Source organism: Kitasatospora sp. NPDC058243 (assembly GCF_042882025.1).
Taxonomy (GTDB): Bacteria; Actinomycetota; Actinomycetes; order Streptomycetales; family Streptomycetaceae; genus Kitasatospora.
The window spans coordinates 11,874-15,552 of record NZ_JBHVWW010000067.1 but is presented as its reverse complement, the minus strand read 5'-3'; the positions used below and the strand labels follow the sequence as shown (position 1 = coordinate 15,552).

Sequence of the window (3,679 nt, the reverse complement as noted above, 5' to 3'; positions counted from 1 at the left end):
ACCACCCCCCCAGCACGGGCGGAGAGGGGGGTGCGGGAGGGAGGTTTGGGGGACCCCCCCCCTCCCCCCCCCCCTCCCCCCCCTCCCCCCCCCCCCCCCCCCCCCCAGGCCGGGGAAGGGGGGCCCGGGTCTTTCGGGCTTCGCTAGGTGCGGGCGGCGGTGGCGCGGGTGCGGCGGGAGAGGGAGTCCAGGACGACGGCGGCGAGCAGGACGGCGCCGGTGATCATGTACTGGATGGCCTGGGCGGCGTGGACCATGTCCAGGCCGGTGGTGATGGACTGGATCACCAGGATGCCCAGCAGCGCGGACCAGGTCTTGCCGCGGCCGCCGAAGAGGCTGGTGCCGCCGATGACGGCGGCGGCGATCGCGCTCATCAGGACGTTGCCGCCGCCCAGTTGCTTGTCGGCGGAGCCCTGCTGGGAGGCGTAGAACAGCCCGCCCAGGCCGGCCAGGAACGCGGACAGCATGAAGACGGAGATCCGCACCCGGGCCACGTTGACGCCGGCGCGCCGGGCGGCCTCCACGCCGCCGCCGACCGCGAAGATCTGCCGCCCGTAGGAGGTGCGGCGCAGGACGAAGTCGGTGAGGACGACGACGCCCACCAGCACGACCAGGGGCAGCGGCAGGCCGCGGTCCTGGTTGAGGGCGTAGGCGGTGGCGAGGGTGAGCACGGCCAGGGCGCCGGTGCGGATGGCGGTGTCGGCGGTGGGGCGGGCGGTGAGGCCGGCGGCGGTGCGCCGGCGGGCGGTGCGCAGGTGGGCGAGCAGGTAGAGGGCGGGGGCGAGGACCGCCAGGGCCCAGGCGTAGGCGATGTCGCCGTCGCCGAGGAAGGTGGTGTCGAGGGTGGCGATGAGGCCGCCGTGGCGGTTGTTGACGGTGCCGAGGTCGCCCAGGACGTACTCCTGCAGGCCGCTCCAGGTGAGCATGCCGGCGAGGGTGACGACGAAGGCGGGGACGCCGACGCGGGCGAAGAAGAGGCCGTGCAGCAGGCCCATGACGGTGGCCGCGGCGAGGGCGGCGAGCACGGCGAGCCATTCGGCGATGCCCTGGCGCACGGCGAGGACGGCGGCGAGGGCGGCGCTGGCGCCGGCGACGGAGCCCAGGGAGAGGTCGATCTCGCCGAGGATGAGGACGAAGACGACGCCGACGGCGATGAGGCCGGGGCCGGCGATGAAGCGGGTGATGTTGGTGAGGTTGTCGGCCTGGAGGAAGTGGCCGGTGACGGACTGGAAGATGACGGCGATCAGGATGAGGCCGACGACGACGGGCAGGGAGCCGAGTTCGCCGGCGGCCAGGCGCCGGCGGGCGGCCTCCAGGTAGCCGGCGGGGCCGGCGGCCCGGGTGTGCAGGCGGGGGTCGGCACCGGGGGCCGCAGGCTCGGCGCCGGGGGCCGCGGGGGTGTCGGCGGGGGTGCTGGGCGTGGTCATGCGGCGTCCTCCTCCTCGGTGTGGCGGGCCTGGCGCCGGGCGTGGGCGTTGTCGGTGGCTCCGGTGATGGCGGAGACGATCTGCTCCTGGGTGGTGCCGGCGACGGGGAAGACGCCGTTGTTGCGGCCCAGGCGCAGGACGGCGACGGTGTCGGCGACGGCCCGCACGTCGGCCATGTTGTGGCTGACGAGGACGACGGCCAGGCCGCGTTCGCGCAGCCGCTCGACGAGGTCGAGGACCTGGGCGGTCTGTTCGACGCCGAGGGCGGCGGTGGGCTCGTCCAGGATGACGAGGGCTGGCTCGCCGACCAGGGCGCGGGCGATGGCGACGACCTGGCGCTGGCCGCCGGAGAGCGCGGCGACGGGGGTACGCACGTCGGGGATGCGGATGGCGAGGGTGTCGAGGAGTTCGCGGGCGTGCTGCTCCATGGCGACCTCGTCCAGGAGCCCGTGGCGGCGTTTCTCGCGTCCGAGGAACAGGTTCGCGATGACGTCGAGGTTGTCGCACAGGGCGAGGTCCTGGTAGACGGTGGCGATGCCGAGGGCCTGGGCGTCCTGGGGGCGGGTCAGGCGCACGGGCTCGCCGTGCCAGGTGATGGTGCCCTCGTCGACGGGGTGAACACCGGCAATGGTCTTCACGAGGGTGGACTTGCCGGCGCCGTTGTCGCCGACGAGGGCGAGGACTTCGCCGGGGTGGACGTCGAGGCCGACATCGGTGAGGGCCTGGACGGCACCGAAGCGCTTGGAGACCGAGCGCAGCTGGAGGACGGGTGCGCCTGTCAAGTGAACCTTCTTCTGCGGTGGTGGACTTGGACCCGGGTCGAGCTGGGCGGCCGGGCGGGCTGGGCGGGCCGGGCTACTTGAGGCCGGCGGCGGCGCAGGCGGCGGCGTAGTCGGCGGTGCAGATGTCGGAGACCTTGTAGAGGCCGTCGGCGACGACGGTGGTGGCGATGTTGGCCTTGGTGACGACCTTGGCGTCCAGGAACTTGGCGGGGATGGCCTTGTCGGTGGCGCTGTCGACGGTGGCGGTGGCGACGGTCTTGACGTCCTTGCCCTTGAGGAGGGCGACGGCCAGTTCGGCGGCGGAGTCGGCGAGCGGGCGGTAGGCCTTGTAGATGGTGAAGGCCTGGTCGCCGTTGACGATGCGCTGGATGGCGTCGAGGCCGGCGTCCTGTCCGCCGACGGGGACCTTGATGCCGGCGCCCTGGAGCTGGGTGATGATGGCGCCGGCCATGCCGTCGTTGGCGGAGTAGACGGCCTGGAAGCCGTTCTTGCCGAGCTGGGTGACGGCGGCGCCGATCTTCTGGCCGGCGATGGTGGCGTCCCACTGGCCGGACTGCTCGTAGACGATCTTCTTGACCTTGGCGTCGAGGACCTTGTGGGCGCCGGTCTTGAAGTCGGCGGCGTTGGGGTCGGCCTCGTCGCCGTTGATCATGGCGACGTTGGCGTCGGCGGCCTGCGGGCCGAGGGCGTCGACGAGGGCCTGGCCCTGGAGTTCGCCGACCTTCTCGTTGTCGAAGGAGACGTAGGCGGCCACCGGTCCGGTGGCCAGGCGGTCGTAGGCGACGACCTTGACGCCCTTGGCGGCGGCCTCCTGGACCCAGCCCTGGGTGGACTTGGCGTTGTAGGGGTCCAGGATGATCACCTTCACGCCCTGGGCGAGGAGGGTGTCGAACTGCTGCTTCTGCTTGGCGGCGCTGCCCTCGGCGTTGTTGTAGAGGACCTTGCAGTCCGCGCACAGGGCGGCGACCTTGGCCTCGACGAAGGGGCGGTCGAAGGATTCGTAGCGGGTGGAGGAGGCGTTCTCGGGTAGGAGCAGCCCGATGGACTTGCCGTCTCCGGAGGCGGCCGCGTCCTTCTTGTCGCCGCCCGCCTTGCCGCAGGCGGCCATGGACAGGGCCAGTGAGATGCCGGTGGTGGCGATGAGGACGCGACGCAGTGCTGCGTTCATGGGGGTGCCTCTCCCTGACGTCGCCGCGGCTCTGCGGCGGGGTGGGGGGAGTTAAACCTGAACGCGTACATGACGTCAATAAGTAAATTCAGACTGCGGGCGATGCGCCTCTACTCGTTATCTTCATGAACACTGACGGGGAGTTGAAACCTGGAGGAAGCTCCAAATGACGGAACGGCGGCGCCCGTTGCGGGGCCCGCCGTTCAAGAGTCGATCAACCTGTCGGGGTGTCAGGGAGGTGGGGGGGCCACCGCCCCCCCCTCCGAGGGGGGCCCCCCGCCCTGGGGTGCTGAGTGGGTCAA

The 3,679-nt window shown here is 72.1% G+C and carries 3 protein-coding genes; all 3 read right to left on the bottom strand.

Annotated elements, in window-relative coordinates:
* Positions 1–143 precede the first annotated feature (143 nt).
* Positions 144–1,427, bottom strand: coding sequence for a sugar ABC transporter permease (locus tag ACFVX9_RS31970; protein ID WP_380484787.1), 1,284 nt, complete (start codon positions 1,425–1,427; stop codon positions 144–146).
* Complete coding sequence (locus ACFVX9_RS31965; protein ID WP_063352939.1) at positions 1,424–2,209, bottom strand: ATP-binding cassette domain-containing protein; 786 nt, start codon at positions 2,207–2,209, stop codon at positions 1,424–1,426. Before ACFVX9_RS31965 ends, ACFVX9_RS31970 begins: the two co-directional genes overlap by 4 nt.
* Positions 2,210–2,282: 73 nt before the next feature.
* Positions 2,283–3,377, bottom strand: a complete 1,095-nt coding sequence (locus ACFVX9_RS31960) for a sugar ABC transporter substrate-binding protein (protein ID WP_380345997.1) — start codon at positions 3,375–3,377, stop codon at positions 2,283–2,285.
* Positions 3,378–3,679: the final 302 nt, after the last annotated feature.